The organism is Parabacteroides sp. PFB2-10, assembly GCF_029893085.1.
Lineage (GTDB): Bacteria > Bacteroidota > Bacteroidia > Bacteroidales > Tannerellaceae > QVMG01.
In genome coordinates this window covers 1-21,080 of the sequence record NZ_JARXWI010000009.1, presented here as the reverse complement: position 1 = coordinate 21,080, position 21,080 = coordinate 1, and the positions used below count along the sequence as shown (strand labels likewise).

Annotated in this window: 17 protein-coding genes; 1 reads left to right on the top strand and 16 read right to left on the bottom strand. The window is 51.3% G+C overall.

Annotated elements, in window-relative coordinates; genetic code table 11:
• Positions 1-8: 8 nt before the first annotated feature.
• The 16 genes from M2137_RS09555 to M2137_RS09480 form a co-directional block, all read right to left on the bottom strand.
• Positions 9-1,760: a beta-ketoacyl synthase N-terminal-like domain-containing protein gene (locus M2137_RS09555; RefSeq protein ID WP_280766206.1), complete on the bottom strand. Its 1,752-nt coding sequence runs from the start codon at positions 1,758-1,760 to the stop codon at positions 9-11.
• Positions 1,745-2,188: an acyl-CoA thioesterase gene (locus M2137_RS09550; protein ID WP_280766205.1), complete on the bottom strand. Its 444-nt coding sequence runs from the start codon at positions 2,186-2,188 to the stop codon at positions 1,745-1,747. The genes M2137_RS09555 and M2137_RS09550 overlap by 16 nt, the downstream gene beginning before the upstream one ends.
• A gap of 3 nt (positions 2,189-2,191) precedes the next feature.
• Positions 2,192-3,283, bottom strand: a complete 1,092-nt coding sequence (locus M2137_RS09545) for a methyltransferase (protein ID WP_280766204.1) — start codon at positions 3,281-3,283, stop codon at positions 2,192-2,194.
• Between the two features lie 13 nt (positions 3,284-3,296).
• Positions 3,297-4,202: an acyltransferase gene (locus M2137_RS09540; protein ID WP_280766203.1), complete on the bottom strand. Its 906-nt coding sequence runs from the start codon at positions 4,200-4,202 to the stop codon at positions 3,297-3,299.
• Entirely contained in the window at positions 4,186-4,440 is a 255-nt protein-coding gene (locus M2137_RS09535) for a phosphopantetheine-binding protein (protein WP_280766202.1), read from the bottom strand. Before M2137_RS09535 ends, M2137_RS09540 begins: the two co-directional genes overlap by 17 nt.
• 27 nt (positions 4,441-4,467) lie before the next feature.
• Positions 4,468-5,691: a beta-ketoacyl-[acyl-carrier-protein] synthase family protein gene (locus M2137_RS09530; RefSeq protein WP_280766201.1), complete on the bottom strand. Its 1,224-nt coding sequence runs from the start codon at positions 5,689-5,691 to the stop codon at positions 4,468-4,470.
• A gap of 9 nt (positions 5,692-5,700) precedes the next feature.
• Positions 5,701-6,429: a 3-oxoacyl-ACP reductase FabG gene (fabG, locus tag M2137_RS09525; protein ID WP_280766200.1), complete on the bottom strand. Its 729-nt coding sequence runs from the start codon at positions 6,427-6,429 to the stop codon at positions 5,701-5,703.
• Positions 6,426-7,976 (bottom strand): aromatic amino acid ammonia-lyase, encoded by a 1,551-nt coding sequence (locus M2137_RS09520; protein ID WP_280766199.1) that lies wholly within the window; start codon positions 7,974-7,976, stop codon positions 6,426-6,428. The genes fabG and M2137_RS09520 overlap by 4 nt, the downstream gene beginning before the upstream one ends.
• Positions 7,977-8,280: 304 nt before the next feature.
• A complete protein-coding gene (locus M2137_RS09515; protein WP_280766198.1) occupies positions 8,281-8,925 on the bottom strand; it encodes a lipoate--protein ligase family protein in 645 nt (214 codons plus the stop codon).
• A 13-nt stretch (positions 8,926-8,938) separates the two neighbouring features.
• Positions 8,939-10,240, bottom strand: coding sequence for a class II aldolase/adducin family protein (locus tag M2137_RS09510; RefSeq protein WP_280766197.1), 1,302 nt, complete (start codon positions 10,238-10,240; stop codon positions 8,939-8,941).
• Positions 10,241-10,252: 12 nt separating this feature from the next.
• Positions 10,253-11,530 (bottom strand): zinc-binding dehydrogenase, encoded by a 1,278-nt coding sequence (locus M2137_RS09505; RefSeq protein WP_280766196.1) that lies wholly within the window; start codon positions 11,528-11,530, stop codon positions 10,253-10,255.
• Between the two features lie 10 nt (positions 11,531-11,540).
• On the bottom strand, positions 11,541-13,487 hold the full coding sequence (locus tag M2137_RS09500) for an SDR family NAD(P)-dependent oxidoreductase (protein ID WP_280766195.1): 1,947 nt from the start codon (positions 13,485-13,487) through the stop codon (positions 11,541-11,543).
• 2 nt (positions 13,488-13,489) lie between these two features.
• Positions 13,490-14,680 carry a hypothetical protein gene (locus M2137_RS09495; RefSeq protein WP_280766194.1) on the bottom strand — a complete coding sequence of 397 codons (1,191 nt, stop codon included), beginning with the start codon at positions 14,678-14,680 and terminating at the stop codon, positions 13,490-13,492.
• Between the two features lie 13 nt (positions 14,681-14,693).
• A complete protein-coding gene (locus M2137_RS09490) occupies positions 14,694-17,168 on the bottom strand; it encodes an alpha-ketoacid dehydrogenase subunit alpha/beta (protein ID WP_280766193.1) in 2,475 nt (824 codons plus the stop codon).
• A gap of 75 nt (positions 17,169-17,243) precedes the next feature.
• The gene (lpdA, locus tag M2137_RS09485; RefSeq protein ID WP_280766192.1) at positions 17,244-18,614 is read right to left on the bottom strand and encodes a dihydrolipoyl dehydrogenase; all 1,371 of its coding nucleotides are present in this window, start codon (positions 18,612-18,614) and stop codon (positions 17,244-17,246) included.
• A 15-nt stretch (positions 18,615-18,629) separates the two neighbouring features.
• On the bottom strand, positions 18,630-19,952 hold the full coding sequence (locus M2137_RS09480; protein ID WP_280766191.1) for a dihydrolipoamide acetyltransferase family protein: 1,323 nt from the start codon (positions 19,950-19,952) through the stop codon (positions 18,630-18,632).
• 191 nt (positions 19,953-20,143) lie between these two features.
• On the opposite strand from M2137_RS09480, the gene M2137_RS09475 reads away from it, so the two are divergent.
• On the top strand, positions 20,144-20,851 hold the full coding sequence (locus tag M2137_RS09475) for a GntR family transcriptional regulator (protein WP_280766190.1): 708 nt from the start codon (positions 20,144-20,146) through the stop codon (positions 20,849-20,851).
• Positions 20,852-21,080 lie beyond the last annotated feature (229 nt).

Sequence of the window (21,080 nt, the reverse complement as noted above, 5' to 3'; positions counted from 1 at the left end):
TGTTTTACTTATTTACGTTCTATCCATTCAAAGCGAGCTTCGTAGGCTGAGCCCAATAGTTCGCACCATCCCGTAACGCAGGCTCGCATCTGTTGGCTTTGCATCGCCAGGCTCGCGTAGTGGCGCAGGAAGGCTTCCGGGTCGTTTCCGGATACAAAGAAAGTGTTTTCTCCCTTTATTTTATAACGAATAGCCAATTCTCCCATGACGACATTGGGCAGGGTGTACACAAAAATGGCCGGGCTGGCTCCCGCATCTCCTTTGCTGTCGATCTCCTGTTGATGCTTCAGGTCGGTATCTAACGAGGCGGCTTTGTTCGACAGGATAAGGCCGATCTCTTCCGGTTGATACTGGTCGGAGATCTCTTTGCCTTCCAGTAAGTAGGCAGTAGCTATATATCCCAGTTTGCAGAGGTCGTCCATTTTGTAGAATTTCCGATCGTCCAGGGCTAAATCTTTGTAGGCCTTCCGGATAAATGTTGGGAAATCGTCGCCCTCGTCTATCGAAAAGCGCAATTGGTTGTCTACCCAAATCTTACCTTGACGGATAAGGCAATTTCTGATCACTTCCGTCTCTATCGGGACAAGGCCGTCGGTATCTTCTGTTTCTTCGGCAACAGAAAGTACAAGCGCCGCGTTGGAGCCTCCGAAGCCGGAGGCTGTTTTCAGACAATGTCGCATGGAAGCAACCGTCTGGTGTTGGGCGCTGACCTGCAAAGGATAAGATACATTGGTCGATTCGTACCCCAATGTGCCGTATACTTCCCCTTCGCGCAACTGATACATACAGGCTATCGTTTCCAAAATGCCCGAGGCACCCAAGGTATGTCCCCAATAGGGTTTCAGGCTGTTCAGGGGGATGTGGTCGAGATGGCTGAGGTGAATCGCCTTCGACTCCATTTCGTCATTATAGGGTGTTGCCGTGCCATGGGCATTCACCATAGAGATCTCATTCGCTTCCAGATGGCTTTCACGCAACGCCTGTTCCATAGCCAGATGGAGTCCGTCGCCGGTGCGCGAAGGTCCGGAGATATGATTGGCATCATTGCTGATGCCGCCTCCTTTTAATAGGATGGGGATAGCTTCTTTTACGCGGGAACGATCGGAGGTAACGAGCAATGCCGCACAAGCTTCTCCGAGCGAGAGGCCGTCGCGTCGCTCGTCGTAAGGGAGACAAACAGCCGGGCTTACCGACTTAAACGACTGGAAACCCGTTGCGACAAAGCGGGTCAATAGATCGCCTCCGGCTACGATAATATGTTTGTAGTTGCCATTTCGGATCAGACGCGAAGCCACAATCAGCGAGGATACGCCCGATATACAAGCGGTAGATAGGACCAATGGGGTATGCGTCATTCGGAAATAATTGGCAATCCGCTCCGCCATCACAGATAGATAGGCCTCTTCCGCCAGTCCTTCCGCTTCAAGGCAGTTGATATTTCCTTTCGTTGTAGAGAGGATCAGTAGGCAGTCCGGATCCGCTGGGTCTATACCGCTTTGGTATATCACCTGGGAGATGGCCAAAAGAAACAATTGTTCCAGCGTCGTATAGGAATCTAATCCGGCTTCTTCGATTTGCTCTTGCAGGCGTTTCCGGTCTATCTTTGCTCCGATAAACGGCTGGTCGTATATCGTCGTGTCGTTGATCAGCCCCAGTCCCGTCCGGTAGGCACGCACGGCTTCCAGGTTTTCCTCCGTAGAAAAGCCCAAGGCACTCAGGATGGTATCTGCCGTGAGGTATGTCTTTACCCGATGTTCCATTTCTCTTTCCAGGCCTTATAAAAAGCCGGGGTGTTCAGTTCCAGTTGATTGGTTTCGCGTGAGACAAACACCTGGGCACTGCTTCCCGTAGCGGCAATCGTTTGTCCGTCTTCCTTATAAATGATGTATTCAAAGAGTATCTTTGCCGCGGAGCTTGGAATATAGCGCGTCTCGATGGTGATCGTCTCCCCGTATAATACGGAATGTTTGTATTGCACGTTCAGGTCGACGATCGGAACTACATAGCCCTCTTTCATAATATCGAAGTAACCGATTGCGTACTCCCTGCCGAAAGCTTCCCGTCCATCTTCCAGGTAGCGCACATACGAGCCATGCCAGACCACGTTCATCGCGTCCACTTCGCTGAAGCGTACGCGTATAGTCGTGCGATGGATCAATGCCGGTTCCTGTTTTTTATGTCGTTTCATATCTTAATTTCTCTTCTTTTTGCATTGCATAATCGTATGCCCCAAGCCCAGTCCGTCGTGCATTTGTTCGACTTCCAGTCCGGCTTCGGCTACCAACCGCTCCATATCGGCGGAGTAATACATCTTGCTGTTGCCGTTTGCCAATGCTGTAAAATAGAGACTGGTCTGCGCCAGGCAATAGGAGGCCGTTTCGAACTTCTGTCTGTCCCAGAACGTTTCCATAATATAAAGACGACTATCGGCTTCCATTGAAACAGCAGCCCGGGAAAGAATGCTTAATACCTCTTCTTCAGCGAAGCAATCGAGGAACTGGCTCATCCAGATAGCATCAAAGCCTTGGGGAAATACCTGCGCCGGATCCAATAGATTGGCCGGGAATCCTCCGACACGGTCTGCCCCTTCCTGCCGGTTGGTCGCTTCACGCATCATCTCCAACTGTTGCGGAAGATCCATAATGGTCACCTTCACATCGGGTGAATAGGCCACGCATTGCATCGCCCATCGTCCGGTATTGCCACCGACATCGAGCAGGGTGCGCGTCGGACGCGAGAAGACAATCTCCAACGCCTGCTGGAACGAGTTGTCCGAATAGAAATGATCGAAGGCAAACCAGCTCTTTTGTACCTGTTCGGGCAGGCGCGACAGTCCTTCATAGATCGTCGGCCATTCGCCGAATACCTGTAGCCCCGCCGGTTTTCCTTCCTGCAACGCCTCCTCCAGGTGGAAGAGTCCGAGGTAATTGACATCCTGATTGAAGTCCATATTCACGCGTGCCATCTCATCGGTGAGCAGGAACCAACCGGCTTTGCCCAAATGGAAACGCTCCTCTTTCAACAGGATCGTTCCGATGGTAAGCGAGGATTCCAATAATACCTGCACGGCATAACGCGAAAGTCGAGTTTTCTCCGTAATCTCCTCCAGGCTTAATCCGTCGGAGGCATTCCGCAACATCTCGAAGATGCCGAAAGAACGCATCAGGCGCGATACCTGAAAGACAACCGGGCCGAAGGCAATCTCCTGCGCAAGCCGTTGCGCTTCGGCTGCCGTGAACCGGTCTTTACTATATATTTCCTTTTGGGGAGACGATAGTTTCATATATTTCGTTTGTTTATACTTTCCAGAAGTCGTAATAATTGAACCATTGTTCGGGATGTTTTTCCAGTATGGCTTCCAATGCTTCGATATATTGTGTTAATAAAACCGTTTCCTGTTTCCCGCGTTTGTTTTCGGCAGGCGGCGCATCTGCCAATACAAAGTTAAAGGAATATCTCATTCCCTTTTCACGCAGGGCGAAATAAAAGACCACGGGCACCCGCAGTCGGGAGGCCAATAGGTAAGGACCGGCAGGGAAAGAGGCGTTTGTGCCCAGGAAAGGAGCCTGCAGGGTTTGCGCCCCTTGAGTGAACCGGTCGCCCTGAAAGCAGACATATTCTTTCCGGTTGAGCGCGTCACTGATGCGAAACACATGCGTCAGGTTGTCTTCATTGACCGGAATCACTTGGTAACCGCCACCCTCCATGTTCTGTTCCAGTATCTCTTTGATCTTTTGATACTCCGCGTCATACATCACGATATGCATTCGTTTGCCATAATCGTCGAAGAAGGGGGCACCAATCTCCCAGTTGCCCACGTGCGCACCGATCAGGATGACTCCCTGCTCGCTGTTCAATAGTTGCAGGAACTCATCATAATGTGTGCCGAAATCGAAGTGATAATCCTTTGTCTTTCCGGAGCGGATCGCAACTTTGTCGATCAATGTCTGCCCGAACCGGTAGTAATTGCGGAAAAGAAAACCGATAGAACGTAAACGGTTATAATGTAAGCGGCGGCGCGCATATTGCCAGCTTGCCTTCGTTGCTTTGGGTGCGAACGGTATGAAGTAGACGACCACCAGACAAAGAAAGCCATAAGCGGCTCGTATTCCCAGCCCTTTGATCAAGAGAATAAAAAAGCGATACCCAAAGGAGCCTCCCCGGGTTTTCCCTTTCCATTCGCTTTCATTCGTTTGCGCCATTCACCCTTGCGTCGATAAAATCATAAAAATCCTGGAATGTTTGTATGCCAACGAAGTCCTGTGCCTTCAATACGAACCCGAAGTCTTGTTCTACAAGCACCACCATATCGACCAGATCCAGGCTGTCGAGCTCCAGGGTCTGCATCATGAGCGCGTCCGGTTGTATCCGTTCGATATCGATTTCAAATTCGTCTGCCAGTCTCTCGTTTATTTTTGCAATTAATTCTGCGTTTGCCATGCTTGTTTAGCGTATATATAAATGTTTTTATTCAGTAAATTTCCGGACAATCAGTGTCGAATTGGTTCCCCCAAAGCCAAACGAATTCGATAGGAATGCGTCGAATTCCGTCTCCACCCTTTCTGTTGGGATCAGCAGTTTGGAAGATACCTCGTCGGGTTCTTCCAGATTCAGATGCGGAGCAATGAAACCATTTTGCATCATCAACATGGAATAAACCACTTCACTGGCTCCCGCCATCCACATCTCATGTCCCGTTTGCGACTTGGTGGAGGTAACATAAGGACGATAATCGCCCAGGAGTTCCAGTATCGCTTTCGCTTCGTTCTGGTCGCCTACCGGGGTAGAGGTCGCGTGTGCATTGATGTATTGTATATCCTGTATGGATAACCGGGCGCTTTCCAGCGCTCTCTTTAAGGAGCGTGCCGGCCCTTCTACATTGGGCACGGAGAGGTGGTCGCCATTCGAAGAGAAACCATAACCGGCCACTTCCGCCAGGATCGTTGCTCCGCGACGCATAGCTGATTCGTAGCTTTCGAGAATAAGGGTGGCGGCTCCTCCGCTCGGTACCAATCCGTCCCGGTTCCTGTCGAATGGGCGCGAGGCTTTCGTCGGCTCGTCTTCCCTGAGGGAGAAGGCTTCGAGTCCGTCGAAGCTGCCTACCGAATAGATATTCATCTCCTGGGCTCCTCCGCAAACGATACACTCCTGCATGCCGGTACGGATCAGGGTGTGTGCCATGCCAATAGCGTGTGACCCGCTGGCGCAGGCGCCGGAGATCGTAAAGTTGATCCCTTTGAGTTTGAATATTACCGCCAGGTTCATCGTTACGGTCGAGTTCATACTCTGAAAAACCGATCCCGATCCTACGAGTGTCGTATTATGTTTTTCGCGGATAATATCGATCGCCTGGATCACCGGCTCCGCACTGCTGTCGTTGCCATACAGGATGCCTACTTCCTTGTTTTGCAGGTAGTCTTCGTCGATGCCCGCCTGACGGAGCGCTTCCACAGTTGCCACATAGGCATATTGTCCCTGTTCGCAAAGGCCGTTGCGTTTCTTTCTGTCCAATACTCCTTTCAGGTCAGGGCGTTCCAGTATCCCGGTCAGGGCTGAGCGGTAGCCATATTCCTTGCGTGCCGGATCGATGCCGATGCCGGAAACCCCGTTGTATAAGGAATGCAGAACCTCTTCTTGGTTCTTCCCTATACAGGAATAAATGCCCATGCCTGTGATCACCACTCTGTTCATCGCGCTTTTTTATGTATATAAACCTCCATTAATGGAGATAACCTCTCCTGTAATATAAGCCGCTGCCGGCGAAACTAAGAAGCCTACCAACGCAGCCACCTCCTCCGGGGTGCCAAAACGGCCTGCCGGAACCTGCTTTTTCAGTTCGTTTTCGTCCAGGTCCTGTGTCATGTCCGTGCGGATAAAACCGGGTGCCACAGCATTCACCGTCACATTCTTTTTGGCTGTTTCCTGCGCCAATGCCTTGGTTGCCGCGATCATGCCACCTTTGGCTGCCGAATAGTTCACCTGTCCCGGCATGCCTTTGAGGCCGGAGAGCGAAACCATATTGACAATACGTCCAAATTTCTTTACCAGCATATTTTTCAGTAACGGCTGGGTCACGTTATAGAACCCGTTCAGGCTGATATCGATTACACGATTCCATTCGTCGCCGCCCATCCACAACATCAGGTTGTCCTTGCGGATACCGGCATTGTTGATCAACACCTCGATGTATTCACCCGGGTGCGCTTCCATCCATTTGTTGAGGACAGAATCCACCTCTTCCCGGTTAGTTACGTCGAAAGGCATCAATTCGCCATCGGAACCCTTTTCGCGCACTAAGCGCAAGGTCTCTAAGGCTTCCGCCTGATTGCTCTGGTAGTTGATTAATACACAATAACCCATCTCCGCCAATTGCATACTGACTGCCCGTCCGATACCGCGGCTTCCGCCTGTTACCAATGCGTATTTCATATTTCTTTCTCTATGCGTTTTTCTTTCAGGTAGGCCATAACAGCCTCTATCTCTTTGTATTTTGGCGTGTCTTCCACAAAAACAGGGAAGATAGCCCGTACTTCATCATATATGTTCCGCGTGCGCGGCGATAGTTTTTCTTTCATCTCCAGGCAGTCGACCGCCTGCACGATGGCCATAAAATGAATGGCCATCACCTGGAAGGAGTTCTCTACAACGGTTTTAGCGATCAGGGCCGAATTGGTTCCCATGCTGACAATGTCCTGATTGTCGTTGTTGTTGGGTATGCTATGCACATACATCGGGTTCGACAGGGTCTGACATTCGGCCGTTGTCGAAGTGGCCGTAAACTGCGAAGCCTGCAATCCGTAATTCAATCCCAACACACCCATATTCACAAACGGCGGCAATATCTCGTTGATACGGTCATGACAAAGATAGTTTAATTGTCGTTCCGCCAGCATCGTTAGCTTGGTCAGGGCGATTTTTAACTTATCCATCTCGAACGAAACATAGTCGCCGTGGAAGTTTCCGCCATGATATACATATTGTGATTCGGGGTCGACAATCGGGTTGTCGTTGGCCGAATTGATTTCGTTCAGTAGTACCTTCTCGGCGTTATCCAGTTCATCCCATACCGGCCCCAACACCTGCGGAACGCAGCGGAGAGAGTAGTAGGGCTGTACCTTGTGGTTGAATATCTTTTCATCGTTCTGCCCGAAAAGTTCATGTTCCCGTTTGCGCATCGACTGGCTTCCTTTGATCCAGCAACGCATGGCGGCAGCCGTTTTCTGCTGTCCTTCGTGCGCTTTTACGCCGTTGAGTATTGGCGACATAAAATCATCGTATGAGGAGGCGATCTCGTTCACCATAACCGATGCCACGATGCCCCAATGCAACAGGCGACGCGCATAGATGAGGTTGACCAGGCCGATGCCGGTCATCACCGCCGTGCCGTTGGTCACCGAAAGCCCTTCCCGGATATGCACTTCGATAGGCTGTAACCCGGTCTCTTTTAATACCTCTGCGGTAGGGCGTAAGGCTCCTTCGTAGAAAACCTCCCCTTCGCCGATCAATGTCAGGGCGATATGCGCCAGTTGCACCAGGTCGCCGCTGGCACCTACGCTTCCATGTTCGGGAATAAAGGGGTAGATGCCCCGGTTGATATATTGACGCAACAGTTCGACCAGTTCGGTATGCACGCCCGAATAGCCCTGCAGGAAGGTAGCCAGGCGGGCGATCATCGCCGCTTTCACATAGACCGGTGGCAACGGACTGCCTGCTCCGGTGGCATGACTGCGGATGATATTATATTGTAATTGGCGAAGTACATCATCTTCCACCCGGTATTGAGCCATCGGGCCAAATCCGGTGTTAATGCCGTAGATCACCTTTTCTTTCGCAAAAGTCTGGAGGAAAGAGTAACATGTTTCCACTTTAGCCAATGCTTCCGTGGCAATTTCCAATTCCTTGTCTTCAAATAATAGTGCTTCTATCTGGCCGATCGTGAATTTCTCGTCCGGCTGATAGATCGTAGTTCCCTTCATTCTCTGTTTTTTCAAATGGTGCAAAATTACTTTTTTTGGTCTACATAGCCAAAAATGTGCTGGAAAAAGGGAAATAGGGAGGGGGAGAGGATCTATTTTTCGAGCAAAACCTAAAAATCGAAGTGTAAGCAAAAAGGGTCAATTTCTAACGTTTTGGCTATCTTTTGCTTACACTTCGGTTTGTTAAAAAGTGTTTCTCCCGGGAGTTTGTCTCCAAAGTCCCGGGTTTTTGGGAAAATTCTCCCGCGCTTTTGACAAAATGATATTTCGCGTGTCAAATAGTATGTTAGCCTTATCGGCTGAATCAAAAGTTGGGGCTACTGTCGGCCGACGAATAATAAGAAGAGAAAAAAGAGACGAGAAGGATCAGAAAATGTTCTGTTTCGCAGGCAAGCGAGGAGTAGTGGGAGAGGTTGCGCACCGGCGATGGAACGGAGGCGATCTTTCGGCCTCGTTGGGTGCTATCGCCCCGGAGCACGGTTTGCAGGATATCCAGGTTGGTGTTGTGCAGGAGTGTGCCGTGGAATAGTTGGCGTTTCGAAGTAACATAGGAGGCCGTGCCCGATACCTTATAGCCATCCACCAATAGTTCGTTGCGCTTTCCGGCTTCTGCCCGGATACCGAACGAGGCCAGGGCGTCGATGATGGGGAGCAGCGGCTGGCTGTCTAAGATAGAAACGGCTGTGCGATCGGAGATAAAGGCATAGTTGATATTGCCCTCATCATGATAGACGGTGCCTCCTCCGGAGATGCGCTGAAGTACCGGGATATGGTGTGCGCGGCAGAAGGCGGTATCGACCTCGGCCTCTATCGCTTGGTTGCGCCCGACAATAACCGATGGCGCGTTAATATAGAACAACAAAAAATCCCCCGCAGGCTCCTCCAATAGTTCTCTTTCCAGAGAAAGATTGTACATCGGATCGTGCGAGGGACTTGTTATGATTTGCATACCGCTTCCGGTTTTATACCACGTTGAATGCTTTCCGCAGTGCTTCGACCTCTTCCTGTGAGATCGGCTGCAACTGACCCAACGGAGCGGCCATAATCAGAGATTTGGCTGTAAACTCAGCCACTTCCAGGCGGTCGAACGTATTGATCAGTTTATCACCCGTAACGACTACCGAGTCGTTGGCAATCAACACACAGGGAAGGCTCTTCAGTGTCTCGGCAATTTGCTTGTTTGCCTCGTACTGCACCCCAAAGGGGGCGGTCGGAACATCTTTGAGCATGATCCAGCTTTCCGGGATGGTGCGCACGTCGAACTTTGCACCCGACGTACTAAAAGCCATCAGGTTGGGCGATTGCGTGAGAATAATGGAGTTGATATGCGGATTCATGCGATAGATGATATCATGCAAAGCGATCGAACGGCTGGGGTGTTTGCCGGTCTCCACCAATCCGTCACGTACCTGGACAATATCCTCCAATGCCATATCCCAGCGGGGAACACCCGAAGGAGTGATCAGGAAGTCGTTGTCGCGCCAGCGCACAGACACCGTTCCGTATGAGCTGATCATCAAGCCCTGGTCGCAGGCACGGCGCACGATATTCACAATCTCGGCGCGGATTGCCCGTTCGTCGGAGGGATATGCAGCATTCATAAAGCACGGATATTCGGCATATAAGGCCTTGTCGTGCAACGCGATCTGTTCGTCTGTCAACGTATTGGCGCCTCCCAGTATCTTCGCGTTCAACAGGGTTCGTCCGCAGAACTCCAACGTTTCAAACCGTTGGTAAGCATCTTCCATATCTTTTCCGCAGAGAACGACCCCATGGTTTTCCATGATAACAGCCTTGTAGTCAGGATTATCCTCAAACTCCTTAGCAATATTCTCACCCAGCTTCTGACTTCCCGGCACCGCGTATGGTGCGAAACCAATCTTACCACAAATGCCTCTTGCCTGCGGGATGATGTTGGTGTCCGGAATCTGATGCACGATACTGAAAGAGACCAATGCGGGCGGATGCGCGTGGATCACGGCAGTCATGTCGGGGCGCATATCGTAGATCGCTTTATGGAACGGAAATTCCGAGGAGGGCTTATGAACGCCTACGATGGTTCCGTCGGCTTTGACACACATGATGTCCTTGGCTGTCAGCGCCCCCTTGTCGATCGACCCGGGTGTGATCCATATATCTCCCTGTTCGTCTTTGATGGAGATGTTTCCACCGGATGTGGTGGTCATGCCGCTGCGATAGATACGTCCGATAATCAGGGTGATCTGGTCGGCAGGGTGCATGAGTTTAGTATCAAGCTGTTTCATTGAAATAAGTATTTAGTCCGACAATTTGTCGGCGTTAGCCAATAGGTAATTTTCTGCTTCAACGCTCCACAAACCTCTGTTGCTTTCGCATAGCGCGTGAAGGTGTTTGAATACCGGGTTTGTTTCTCCCTTCTGCGCAAAGTCTGCGATGGGAGTCAGCGGCATATCGATATGTGTATAGATCAGTTTTTTGCCACCGGGTATCTGGGGCAGGTGCATGGTGGTGTCGATCACGGCATTCAATCCGCCGATATGGGTCACCAATCCGGCCGGGTTCAGTCCCTTACACATTAAGTCTAAAGCTTCGACCATATCGCTGGTGTTGCCGCCACTGGTCGCGGCTACGTGGGTTGCGGCATAGTGGACGTTGTAGAAGTTCAACGAAGCGCGGAACTCGGGGTTTGCCGGTCCGGCAAAGAAGTTTAGGCAACCGTCGTGCGAAAGGATAGCATCGGCCTGTTCCACCACCGGCGTTACCGGGGCAAATACAAACACATCGTTATAGCCCTTACCACCGGTCAACGCGCGAAGTTCGGCTACCACATCTTTCATGCCCGCGGTGTTGATATAGCGTAGGTCGATACCATCTTTGGCAGCCTCTTCCACCGGACAAAGCATAGCCGCCCGATCCAGGCGGTCCTGATCGATATCGGTCACGATCATCAAGCCCGGTTTGCGGTTGCGATGCAACAAATATTCTATCGCAGCCATACCCATCGGGCCTGCTCCGGCCAGGATAGCCAACGCGCCTCCTTCGACAATGTCCATCTTATGGATATAGGAGCCGGGAGAGGTGTGGTAGTTGGCATGAACCGCGCCGATCACACAGGAGAGGGGTTCGGAAAGTGACGCCGGGAAGAAGCCTTCGCCGGTGTACTTCAACAGGCAGTTCAATTCCATCACCTCGCGCGGGATAATCACATAGGTGGCATCGCCTCCGATAAATTCATAGGAGTAACCGGGAGCACTGAGGGCGCCGACCGGGCCATTTTCGTAATTCAAGGCCGGCTGGATAGAGAACTTATCGCCGGGGGAAAACTGATCTTTCCAACGGGCGCCTACCTCTACTAATTCACCGGAGAACTCATGACCGATAATGACCGGCTGTTCGGCGATGTTACGCGGCACCCGTTTGTGAACATCCGCCTCATGCGTAGCCTTATAAGACGACATGCAGATGCTGTCGCAAACGACTTTGGCTAAGATCTCGTCGTCTTTAATCTGCGGCAATTCGAACTCCTCCATGCGCAGGTCGTTCTTACCGTATAATCTGATTGCTTTTGTTTTCATATGGATTGTTTTAATTCATCATAACCTGTCCGCCGGTCACAGGGATGGCCTGTCCGGTTTCACAGGTCTGTTCGATAAGATACAGGATAGCTTTCGTCACGTCTTCCGGGCTGGTTCCCTTGCCCATCGGCACCTGAGCCATATAGAAGTTGCGCACATCGTCGATGGTCTTCGCACCCGGCACTTTGCCTGCGCGCAGGTATTGCACGAAGAGTCCGTTCTCCGGATCCGACCAAAGCGGGCCTTCGTAGAAGTTTCCGGGGCATACCGAATTGACCTTGATACGGAAAGGCGCCAATTCGAGGGCAAACGACTGGGTGAGTCCGATGCCGCCAAACTTACCGCCGGCGTATGCGAAGTTAGCTTTTGAGCCTCGCAGCCCCGACTTGGAATTGATCTGGATGATATCGCAGTAGTTGTCGGCCTTATATCGGTTTTGCAATTTCATAACGGGCGACACTGCCTTGGCGCAATAGAAGTAAGCCGAGTAGTTGATCTTCGTAACAAACTCAAACACTTCAGGCGTCATATCGTCTAATCCGCCTGCGCGCAACACACCGGCATTGCTCACAAACACATCCAAGCCGCCGAAGGCGCAAAGGGTTTCATGTACCAGATTGTCTAAACTATTTGTGTCTGCTACATTGGTCTTGACGAATATCACCCGGTTGCTCTTAGCCGAAGCGTTCAGACGCGCGGCGGTTTCACGGCCTACCTCTTCGTTCAGGTCGGCTACTACGATATTGGCGCCCTGGCTTACCAGGCAGGCAGCGATGCCTTCCCCAAAACCCTGGGCGGCACCGGTCACGACAATGGTTTTGTTCTCCACACGACCGGCAGTTGCTCCGGCGCTTACCTTACGGCGATAGTTCTCCACTTCCCAATTGTCGATAAAGTCGATCTGCTCCTGCGTCATCGGGTGTTCGCCGCCAAAAGAGGCAGCAAACCAGGCAATCTGCATGGCATCATTGAATACCTCGGTGATAATAGCCGCTCCGGCAGCATTGTCGCCTACGGCAATCATGCCAATGCCTTTGATCAAAATGACCTTAGGGGTATAACCAAAGCGGGCGACATAGTCCTTTATCTGCTGTTCGATTTGATCGAGGTCGGTGGTTTCCGAATAGATATAATTCGATTTGCAATAGACGATAATGTCGGGTGTAAAGGGGCGACTGATCGCTTCTGCCTTCTCGGCAGAGCTGAGGAAGTATTCTAACACGGAAGAGTTGGTTACCTTCAGTGTTTTCAATCCCTCGCCGCTAAGCATCATACGGATAGCCGGCACAATCTCTTTCACACAGGGGCAAACCGGTTTTTCTTCCTCCGGAAGCATTTCAACTATCCGGGAGTTGATGGTTGCCAACACATAGTCGTATTGCTCTTTGATCTCTTCAATCGTTTCGGCACCCACGAATATGCCATGATTCTGCAAGAGGATAATAGCCGGTTCCGTGCCATGGGCGGCTTTGAAAGCCTTGATGCCGTCGTCGACCTTCTTAAACAACACATACCCCGGATCGGTATAAGGGATATAAAGCGCTTTGTCGCCAAACAGTTGCCGGGAGATCTCCTCGCAGTTTTGCGAACACATCAGGGCATTCACCAACGTAGGGTGCAGGTGTACCACAAAGGGGGCGCTGATCGCGTTATGCATCGAGGTCTCGACACTCGGGCGGCGGTCTTTGGTGATGCAGGCAGCCGCCAGGTCATTCTTTACCTGTTCTTCGCGTTCAGCGGTGTCCGCGCTGTATTGTTTTTCGGAGATAAGCTGCAACCGGGCACGATCCAATACGGCAAATCCCTCCTCTGTGATGGTTGCCAGGGAAGAACCACTAGCTTTTACCCACAATTTGTCTGCCGTCTTGTAGGATGTATTGCCCCCTCCGGCAATCACATATTCTTTTTTCCCGCCGTAAAAGCGGGATATTTCTATCAATTGTTCAATCGCTTTCATGGTTATTTTCCGATTACTATTTGAATAAGTCTGTCTCCAAGGGCTATATACTCTTCCCGGTTGGCCACGTCGGCCACGCCTTCGGCATTCAGATAACCCTTGCCATTCTGTTTATACAATTCCTGATGTGCTGCGACAAGGCAGGCTCCTTTGTAGTTGATCTCTTTCAGGAAGTCGGTCAAAGGGGCTCCTCCGCGCGCAAACAATTCGATCGGTTCCATCGCCGGCGTATTGTGTTCGCTTCCGAGTGTCACCACAAATCCTTCGTTCCATAGGTAACGTACATACTTTTCGAGCACCTCTACGCTGTTTCGTGTCGTGATAAACTCTACACTGTAGATACCACGCTGGCGCAGGGTGGCAACAGCTTTCGGCAGATCGCCTTCAAAATCGGTGAATCCCCCTTTCGCATCATCAGCCAGAAACGGGTAGGTAGGCAGGCCGCCCGCCGCACGAATGATGCGGCACACATCCTCCAGAGGCAGGAAAGCCTTCGGGGCTTCGGCCACAAACGCTGCTCCTCCCGCCTTCAATAGGTTGCCGCGGATCTCATTCTCTACACCGGCCACATCCGTTACCTCCGATTTCAGCGCTTTACCGCCGAATAATTGTTCGAAGCAAGCCTTTATTTTATCCGCATCCTGGTTGAAATGCGTATAGACAGCCAGGCGAAGCGCCTTGGCCAGGTGGCGTTCTCGGATATTTCCTTTGGTCAGTTCCCGTTCGATCGTCGGGATATCCAATGAGAAACCGGTGTTGTTTTCCGCCAGCAGATCATTCAGTTTCCCGCACATGGCTTTCACCTGCGCGTTGGATTCGTTTACTACTCCTGCCAATTGCGAAGCGTACGGCTCCGGCAACTGAGGCGGACAAGCCAACCCTTTGCCGCTGATATAGGTGCGTCCCGGGTTGTTCGGATCGTTCACCCGGATACCCTGTTGCTGATCTTCCTGCTGCAGGCTGATCAATTCGATATTAAACAACGGATAGAGCTTACGGGCGGCACATCCTTCCTGCCAGGCGCTGTAGCCGTCCATCGTATAGAAATCATTGATCCCTACGACCGGAACCTGCTGGTCGCGCGCCATATCCAACGCCTGATCGATGTTGTCGAAAGCGCTGAAGGAGTAGGGAGTATGGAGGTGGGCATTGACATTTGCCCACCTTATAGGTTGCTTACTACGATCACACATATATATTAGCCCATTAAATACCGGCTTTCGCGCGGCGTATTTGTTCTGCGTCCGTGAAATTGCTGGTCGGAACATGTCCTTTCAGCGGCACAATCTTCTCATGGATCGCATCGATGATCCAGCTTGGCTGCGGGAAGAAGGCATCTTCTAACTCATAAGCCGGCGTGATCCAATTGCGTGAACCTACCACAACAGGAGGCGCATCTAAGTAATCGAAGCCCAGTTCGGTGATGTTGCGTGCCAGATCATTGAGGAAGGAGCCGCGGGTTGAGGCATCCGAAGCAATCACGATGCGTCCGGTCTTCTTCAACGATTCCAATACCGGTTCGTAGTTGAACGGCACCAGCGAGCGGGCATCGATGATCTCCGCACTCATACCATATTTCTCTTCCAGTTCCTTGGCTGCATCCAACGCGCGATAGAGCGTAGCCCCGATGGTCAGGATCGTAATGTCTTTACCGGCACGCTTCACGTCAGGCTCGCCAAAAGGTATTTCATAGTAGCCTTCCGGAACGCCCCCTTCGTGGAACATTTCCCCTATCTCATAGATACGTTGGCTTTCAAAGAATACAACCGGGTCGCTACCTTGCAAAGCAGCATTCATAAGACCCTTCGCGTCGTAAGGAGTTACCGGGAATACCACCTTCAAGCCGGGGATATGAGCCACCAGGGATGTCCAGTCTTGTGAGTGCTGTGCTCCATATTTCGAACCAACCGACACACGCAATACGATCGGCATCTTCAACAGGTTTCCGCTCATCGCTTGCCATTTAGGCAACTGATTGAACACTTCGTCGCCGCAACGACCCAGGAAGTCGCAATACATGATTTCCGGAACCACACGCCCACCGCACATCGCATAACCAATAGCCGTTCCCACAATGGAGGCTTCGGCAATCGGTGAGTTAAACAACCGGTGATAAGGCAATGCCTCGGTCAATCCGCGGTAAACCGCAAACGCGCCACCCCAGTCACGGTTTTCTTCCCCGTAAGCCACCAGAGAGGCATCTTTGTAGAAGCGATCGATCAACGCTTCGAATATACCGTCGCGCAATTGGTATTGTTTCATTTTGGAAACAGGCTTGCCCTCCTTGTCGGTTACAAAGCGCACCTTGCCGGCAATCTGTTTCACGCGTGGGTTTTCTTCCATCGGATGGTTTACATCCGGTGTAGCATCCGAGAAGGAATCGATCGACTCGTTCGAGAAGATCATGGTGCCCAATAATTCCGGATTCTTATTCAGATCCATGCGGGGCGACAATTCATCGTCGATAGCCAGTTTAAAGGTATCGAACATGGCCTCTTTGATCTCTTTCCAGATGATATCCAGATCGTCTTGTTTGGCAATGCCTGCTTCGATCAGTTCTTTTCCGAAAGTAGTGATACAGTCATTGGCTTCCCAAAGTTCCATCTCCTCTTTGGTGCGATACGAAGAGGCGTCGGAGGGAGAGTGTCCGCTGTAACGATAGGTCAATACATCCAGCAATACCGGACCTTCACCCTTTTCGATCAGTTCTTTCTTACGGCGATAGGCATCGATCACGGCCAACGGATTGTATCCATCGACACGCTCGGCATGCATCTGCTGCGGATTCACCCCTGCACCGATGCGGGCAGCCACTTCGTAGCCCATGGTCTCGCCACAGGTCTGTCCACCCATACCATATTGGTTGTTCATGATGTTCAATACAAAAGGCAAGCCACCTTTCATATCGCCTTCCCACAACTGGGTAAACTGGTCCATAGCCGCGAAGGTAAGCCCTTCCCAAACCGGGCCGCAAGCCATCGAAGCATCGCCCAGGTTGGCAATAACCAATCCTTTTTTCCGGTTCACCTTCTTATAGAGAGCTGCTCCCACGGCAATGCTTCCGCTCCCACCTACGATGGCATTATTCGGATAGATGCCAAACGGCGTGAAGAAGGTGTGCATACTTCCGCCCAATCCTTTATTGAACCCTGTCTCACGGGCAAAGATCTCCGCCAACGCTCCGTAAAGCAGGAAGCGAATAGCCAGTTCTTTGGTCGAACCGGAGAAGTTTTTCTTTACCACATGGACGGTCGCCCCGTTCCAGAATTCATTCATGATCTTGTCCAGTTCGGCATCCGACAACTGCTCGATCGAGCGCAATCCCTTTGCCAGGATCTCGCCGTGGCTACGGTGTGAACCAAATATATAATCATCTAATGTAAGCGTATAGGCCATCCCTACGGCAGCCGCTTCCTGGCCGGCCGACAAGTGAGCCGGTCCCGGGTTGTTGTATTCTATTCCGTTATATCCTCCGGTCGTTTTCACGGCATGCAACATGGTTTCGAACTCACGGATCACGACCATATCACGGTAAATGCGTACCAAATCCTCTTGAGTGAAGTGTTTAAGATCTAATTCCTCTTTTACACTTTTAGAATAAACGTTTACCGGTATCGGAGAGAAGGTTACCTCTCCTTTTGCTCTGACCTTCACAGGGTCAATGAATTGTGCTTTAGGCATCTTTTTTAATTGTAAATTATTAATTGGCAATTGATAATTGATAACTGATAATGGATAATTATCAACTATCCATTATCAATTATCCATTGTAAAGATTGTTTCTTTGAAGATCTCGGATACGGTCGGGTGGGGGAAGATCACCTCTTCGAGCTCCTTGACGGTCATCTCCTGCTCGATGGCGATGCAGGCGCCGTAGATCATTTCGCTACAAGGGTTACCTATCATGTGTACACCCAACACCTGTCCATGTTTCTCGCCTACCACTACCTTGCAAAGGCCATTGCCACCTTCGTTCTCAGCCACGAAACGTCCGGCGTATGCCATTGGCAATTGCAGCTCTTTGGCTTCGAGTCCTTTCGCTTTGGCAGCTTCAATGGTCAAGCCTACGCTGGCCACCTCCGGATTGGTGTACACCACACCCGGCACAGCATCGTAGCGCATCACGTCTTTGCGTCCCGTCAGGTTGTTGACCACCACTTCACCTTCCCGGCTGGCGGTATGTGCCAACATGGAGAATCCGGTCACGTCACCGGCAGCATAAACACCCGGCACGTTGGTACGCATCTGGTTGTCCACCTTCACCGCTCCGCGATCCAGTTCAACACCCAGGTTTTCCAACCCGAAACCGGCGGTTACCGCGCGGCGTCCGACACTCACTAATATCTTATCGCCCGAAACGGTCTGTTCGTTTCCTTCGGGGTCGAGGTAATGCACCGTGTTTCCATTTACTTTCACTACTTTGCAGGAGCAATTAAACCGTACCCCTTTTTTTGTATAGACTTCACGCAACATAGCGCTGATCTCGGCATCGATGCCGCCTAATATCTCCGGCAACATCTCGATCACGGTCACTTCTGTTCCCAAGGAATTGAAGAAGCTGGCAAATTCCATACCGATCACGCCACCGCCAATGATAACCAAAGACGAAGGTTGTTCTTTCATCGCCAGGATCTCGCGGTTGGTCAGGATCACCTCTCCCGCCTCTTTGATGCCTTCGATCGGCGGTACAAAAGCTTCGGATCCGGTACATAACAACAGATTGGTTGCCACATATTTTTCTTCGCCGCAGGTGATCTCCACCCCTTTATCCGAGCGTCCGTCGATAAAAGCCTCGCCTTTGACCACCTCTACGTGGTGAGCTTTCATTTTCGCACTCACACCGGCCACCAGTTTGCGCACCACCTTGTTTTTCCTGGCAACGATCCGGCCGTAATCAAACGTAACCTCACCGGCTTTCACACCATACTTGTCGCCATTCAATGCCGAATCATAGATTTTCGCACTGTAAAGCAATGTTTTCGTTGGAACACATCCTTCGTTCAGGCATACGCCACCCAGTTCACGTTTCTCAAAAAGAACCACGTTAAGCCCTTTGGCTCCGGCACGTTCTGCGGCTACATACCCTCCGGGTCCTCCGCCAATAATCGCTAAATCAAATTGTTTCATAAAGTCATTGTGTTTTTATAGTTCGACATTCAGGTTTTCGATTTCAATGGCGATCTGCTTCAGGAAGCGGGTCGCTTCTCCACCGTCTAACGCCCGGTGGTCGTAAGTAAGGCTCAAGCCCATATAAGGTACGAAGGCATAAACGCCACCCCCCAGGTCTTTCGGGCGGGGAACAATGGTGTTAACCCCCAGGATCGCCACCTGCGGCAGGTTGATTACCGGCGTAAACATCTCAACACCATAATTGCCCAGGTTAGACACGGTGAACGATGCCGCTACCGGCGACAACAGGTCGGGGCTGATAGAGCCTGATTTGCAGGCTTCGGCTACCTCCTTCAGGCGGGTGGCCAGTCCCTCGATAGAAAGCAAATCGGCATCGCGGACAACGGGCACCATCAGGCCGCGATCTGTATCGACCGCCAGTCCCAGGTGTACATGGTTGAAAAGACGCATACTGTCGCCTTCGAAATGGGCGTTTACCTGCGGGTATTGTTTCAACGCCCGGACAACGGCAAAGCAGACCAGGTCGTTGATCGTTACATTCAATCCGTTGGCCTTGGCTACCTTCCGAAGTTCCATGATGCGTCGTGCATCTGCCCCCAGGTGATGGGTCAACTGGGCGGAGTTTTGCAACGAAGCATGCATAGAGCGTGCAATCAGTTTACGCATATTGGTCAGCGGCTTCACGGTGCTGTCGCCATCGGTCATAGTTGGTTGAGAGACCGTAGCGGAAAGACCACTACTGCGAACCATGCCTGCCAGTCCGTCGCCTGCTGCCGGAGCGTGCAATCCGCCCTCCTTTATCATCGCTTTGGCTAAAGGTGTGGTGCGTGGCAAGGCGTTCACCGCCGCTTCCACATCGTCGGCAATCACCCGTCCGCCAGGTCCCGATCCTTTCAGAGAGGCAGCATTGATGGCGTGTTTGTCGGCCAGAGCACGCGCACGAGGGGATACGGCAGAGGCGGTAGAGGAATAGGCAACCTGTGGTTGGGGAATTATTGTTTCTTTCTGAGGAGCTGATGCTTCCTGCGGCTTCTCATCCACCGCTTCCACCGAGGCCGACGCACCCGCTTCGGGACGCAATCCCTCGATCGATTCGCCCGGCTCACCAATTACCAACACATTCACCAGGACTGGAATTTCATCTCCTTCATTATAGAAGACCTCCAACACTTCGCCTGCTACCTTCGCCTCTTCTTCGAAAGAGGCCTTGTCGGTTTCGTAGGCGAAGAGGAGATCTCCGATCGCCACTTTGTCTCCTTTCTTCTTTTTTAATTCGGTCAGTATACAACTTTCAACCGATTGCCCCTGCTTGGGCATAATTACCACTGTTGCCATATATCTTTTTTTATGTATAAACCTATTGTAGGGAACAAAAATACAACAATTATTTATATTTACAAGTAAAAGCTAATATATTTAATTATAAGGATTTTACATTGGTGTATTAACTTTACAAGTCGGCAACTTGTATCGTTTTGTTTTGGTATTTCTCCGATTAAGATCTACATTTGTAAAAAACAAGTTCCATGCGCGAATTACCCCGTTACAGAGAGATTTACGAAACGCTTCGGCGACAGATCACCGACGGTGTTTTTGTTCCCGGCAGCCTGTTGCCTTCCGAAAATGAGATGTGCCGCCTGTACGACGTCACCCGCCCGACCATTCGCAAGGCGCTCGATCTGTTGACAAAAGAGGGATTCATCATCCGTCACCAGGGAAAAGGGAGCATCGTGAAAGGCGCCCCCAAGGAGATCGGCATCCTGTCGCTGTCGAGCACCACCTCCGCCATGGACGGGACGCGCCTGCAGACATCGATCATCGTGCAGCCCGAACACCGGGCATGGGACGATGCGTTCACCTACGCCATCAGCGAAGAGGAGAAACAGGCGGGATGTATCTATTTCGAACGGGTACGCATCTTAGACGGCGAGCCGGTCATACTCGACATCACCATGCTGCCCGACCTCGGACTACCCCGCTTTGCGGAGTTCAATCTGGAGAACGCCTCGCTTTTCGACCTGTTGCGCTCCCAATACAAGATCACCGTCACAGGCGGCATTCAACAATTATTCGCCATCAGCGCCGACAAACGGGCGCACTCCCTCCTGCGGATACGACAGGGCCACCCCATCCTGCAGGTCAACCGAAAAATGGAAACCAACCGCCCGGGCTTCTACCTCTACAGCCAGATCATTTGCGTCACCAGCAAATATGGACTGAGCGGAAGGTTTTAGCTATCCCGTAACTATTTAGTGATTAATATAAAGCTTCGAATGCGAGGGGATTGGATGATTGTTTGTGCAACCGGGAGGCCTACAAAGATGATGTCCCTTTGGGACCACCTGCGGAGATCTTCAGATAATGTAATATGTGAAGGTAAGCAGGTAACGCCCATAGGCGTTTAACTCCTAATAACCCCCAGTGAAGAGAGCGAAGCGAACGACTGGGGGTGCTGCATAAAGG